Genomic DNA, 3,946 nt, shown 5'->3' with positions numbered 1-3,946 from the left:
AGCTGTAATTAAGCCTTAGAATGACATAATAATGTTCCAGATACGGACTCTGCTGATCCATGATTTTTTGGATTTCATACGTACAGTTACCCGTTGTAGTCAGATTAAACTTATTATCAGGATCACCCGGACTTAAGGTAACATTACCGGTAACCGTACTGTCAGCCTGCATCGTACCTGGTTCAAACTTGATATTGATCTTGTACAGGTTTCTGTCCGGATCTTCCTCCCATACTGTCCCTGCATAAACAAAGATCGTATTCTCATCCACTACCTTAGCAGTACGGGTGTCCACAACAGCCGGATTATTAGTCTCTCCATGAAAATAGATATTCATGGCCGTTGCAGAATAAACGCCCGAATAATCATTAAACAGGTTGATATTCAGCAGAGCCTTATCCCGTCCGTTATAGCGGTTCTGTTGATAAGCCGAATTTGCCTCAACAGTCAGAGGAAGCACCCAGTTATTTACAAGATCCAAACCGGTAAAATCAAAGGCAATCGGAAATGTCCGCACTGCAGTACCCGCAGGAATATGACAGATATTCGAGGGGAACTTAAAATACTGTTGAGGAAGCTGATGGTAATACAAGTCTGTCCGATCATTATACTGTTCAGTATTCAGGATGGCCAGCGTATCATTATCCACCCCGATATTTACATCAAGACCGTGCTTGCTATTTTCTGTACCGCTGACAATGACCGGAAGGTTAAAAGTATCTTTCCCGTTTGTTTTATAACGGAGATAGACATCATAAACTCCATTACTATTAACAGGCGCTTTAAAGGAAATCATCTGGCCATACAGCTCTCCTTGGAAGTTGTCGGTACAGGATGCTACAAATAGTCCCAAACCCAACAGACAACCTAATAAATATGTTTTCTTCATAATCTGATTCTTCTAATTGAATTATTCATAACTCTTCCAGCCTGGAGCTTGTGTCAATTTATTATCACGCTTCAGTTCTTCTTTCAAAATAGGCCAGAAATACATTTTATGAGAGAAGGCGCACTGCAGATCCGGTACACGAACCGGCACATAGTACAGCGCAGCATGATCAGCCGTCATCAGTGTATTACAGCCATAGACCTGCTCACCCTCTTCCTTCGGAGCATCTTTCCAGCGTCTTAAATCATAGTAGCGTTGATTTTCGCCCATAAATTCCACCTGACGTTCATGTTTTAGTTTTACACGAAACGCACTCTGGCTTGCATAGGTAGCGTCATCATAATCCGGAACGCCTGCACGCATACGGACCGGCTTGACCCCTCTGCGCATCTCCTCAACATCCCTCTTAATCGAGTAAGTTGCGGAGCCGTCCCAGGACGAAATTTGATAATTCTGCGTCAATTCATTCAACGCCTCTGCATACATCAGGAGGATATCCGCATAGCGAATGGTCGGCTCAGCTTTCGGAGTCACACTTCCATTATCCGTATTGCAATCATTCGGATTAACGAACTTCATCATTCCGATACCTGTTGGTATCCACCGCTCACTGGAATTAGAACGACCGTCAGCCTGCCCACGATAATACCATAATTGACGATCCTTAAAATTTTCGTCCTTAGCGCTTGCACAAGGCCACACACATCCATTAAAAGCAACAGAGGCATAGAAACGAGGCTCCCGGTTAGCATATTCCATCCATACGCCATTTCCTAAATGATCATAAGGATGTTCTGCAAGATTACTACTACTAGTAAACTCTTTCGGAGCTTTATCACGGTCAAACGAAGTCCCGTCTGCCATATCGTATGCATCACACTGCTTCTGGGTCAGTCCGTGACAATTATATCCTCCTGCAGAACTTGGCAGAGCATGCAAGACTAAAGCTGTTATTCCATTTCCACTATTTCCATCATTATCTGCATCATTGACACCACGAGTAAAGATCAATTCAGGATCCTGTGCAGCCAGAACATCCCCATCAAAAATCGCACGATAGGATTCAAATGGATCAATATCGGCCCATCCATCCGGGAAATTCTTATTTGAATATTCCGCATTATAGGGAGGTGTTATCGTGCTCGGATAAGCATAATCTGAGCTAATCTTCTTGTAAGCAACATACAGGCTGTACTGTTTCAGATTGATCACATCCAAGGCAGCCGCCGCAGCCCTTGCCCATTTACTCTCGTCATAAATCTGATTGATTAAAGGATTACCCTTGTCATCCACAAAATCAGCCTCATCTTTATTCCCATTAGCAAGTGGACTGGCATCATACAGATAGACTTTTGCCCTGACAGCAAGTGCAGCTCCCTTAGTCGGACGTGCTATCTGAGTGGTTGACCGGGTAGCAGGTAATTCCTTAGCTGCCTGAACCATCTGATTAGCAATATAATCTGTAACCTGATCATACGTACTACGCGAGAGACTCAGTTCATCATAGGATTTCGTATAGTCAGCTCCATTATCAGGCAGAATAGGACATGGACCGTAATGCCGCAAAAGCAACCAGTAAAAATAAGCTCTCAGAAAACGCGCCTGGCCTTTGATGTCTGTACGCTCTTCCTCCGTAAATTTCGTATTTTTATCAATATCCTGTATCAATACGGAGGCTTGTCTGATACCATCATACGAACGAGCCCAGGCCTGGGTGGTAATACTTTCATACTGCCCAAGTTTATACTGTTGGTAATAAACCCCATTATTTCCTTCATTGAAAACTATATCATCGGAGAAGTTCGTAACATTGTTGTTTGTATGTCCCATCTCCATATTGTCACCTAAAAGATTAGCATAACAATAGGACAACCACTGTTCCGTAAAATCTTTGTCCGTAAAAATTTTATCTTCTGTCTGCAGATTTTTGAAATTCTTCTCCTCATCCAGATAGTCAGAACAAGAAGTGAACAACATTCCGGCTCCTCCAATGAGCAAACCGAATAAGATAATTTTATTTATTTTCATAATACACATATTTTAGGTTATAAGCTGAGTGTAAGTCCAAGTGTCAAGACCCGTGAAAGTGGATAAGCCTCACCCGTTTCACTTGACAGCTCAGGATCCCAAAGCTTAAACTTTGAGAAAGTCAACAGATTGGTACCCATGAAATAAAACCTTGCATTGGTTACATGCAGATGAATCAAAAGTTGTTTAGGAATAGTATAGCCTATTTCCAAATTCTTCAGCCTTAAATACCGCCCATCACGCAGCCAGTAAGTTGAATTCTGGTAATTATTCGAATTCCATCCATAAGTCAGGCGAGGGTACTTGGCATTAGGATCTTCATTGACGCCCAGCTCCCAATACTTGCCAATAACATCCTGTAAAATATTCCCATATTGTTTATTGGCAAAAGCATAGGAAAGAAAACCTTTCTGGAAGAAGGATGATTTTCCAGCACCTTGGAACAAAACATTAAAGTCAAAGTTTTTCCAGGCTAATGACAAGCCAAAACCATACATCAGATTAGGAGTTTTTGCATTGCCAATCGGGACCATATCATTACTGTCAATGATCCCGTCACCATTGACATCCTTGTATTTGATGTCACCGGGAGCAACATCTCCGAAAGTCTGCTGCGGGCTATTCCGGATATCATCATAACTTTTGAACAATCCTTCTGCAATCAAGCCCCTTGCCTGATTGATACTATAGCCCGTCTGGCAAGTATAAGGATAACGGCTATATTCCTCATCATATTCCAGAATCTTGTTCTTGCTGTAAGTCATATTAGCCCTTAAAGTCAAATTCACCTCCCCTATTTTTTGTTTTAAAGCGATATTTCCGTCAACACCTTTATTAGATACCTTTCCTATATTTGCACCCGGAGACTGGGACAAAGTATTCAAGCCAATGTAGTAAGGCAGATAGGAACGCGACTGATAAATACCGCTACGTTGCTCGTCGTAATAATCCACCGTACCACTAATCTGATCATCAAAAAACGAGAAATCAACACCAATATCCTTCTTATGCGCCATCTCCCAAGTTATA

General features: G+C 42.1%; 3 protein-coding genes. All 3 read right to left on the bottom strand.

Going from position 1 to position 3,946, the window contains the following annotated elements; all coding sequences use genetic code 11:
- Positions 1-889, bottom strand: an 889-nt coding sequence (locus ACYRYG_RS13185; protein ID WP_460198471.1) for a DUF4973 domain-containing protein, incomplete at its 3' end; no start/stop codon positions are given.
- 21 nt (positions 890-910) lie between these two features.
- Complete coding sequence (locus ACYRYG_RS13180; protein ID WP_460198470.1) at positions 911-2,917, bottom strand: RagB/SusD family nutrient uptake outer membrane protein; 2,007 nt, start codon at positions 2,915-2,917, stop codon at positions 911-913.
- Positions 2,918-2,934: 17 nt separating this feature from the next.
- Positions 2,935-3,946 (bottom strand): SusC/RagA family TonB-linked outer membrane protein (locus ACYRYG_RS13175; RefSeq protein ID WP_460198469.1); only part of this gene is annotated, 1,012 nt, incomplete at its 5' end.

The organism is Segatella asaccharophila (assembly GCF_054687055.1).
The sequence above is the reverse complement of the archived record's forward strand: the minus strand, read 5'-3'. Positions and strand labels throughout refer to the sequence as shown.

What these genes read in the sequence shown, in the direction of transcription:
- ACYRYG_RS13180 (WP_460198470.1), bottom strand. Translation starts at nt 2,917, where the DNA reads ATGAAAATAAATAAAATTATCTTATTCGGTTTGCTCATTGGAGGAGCC.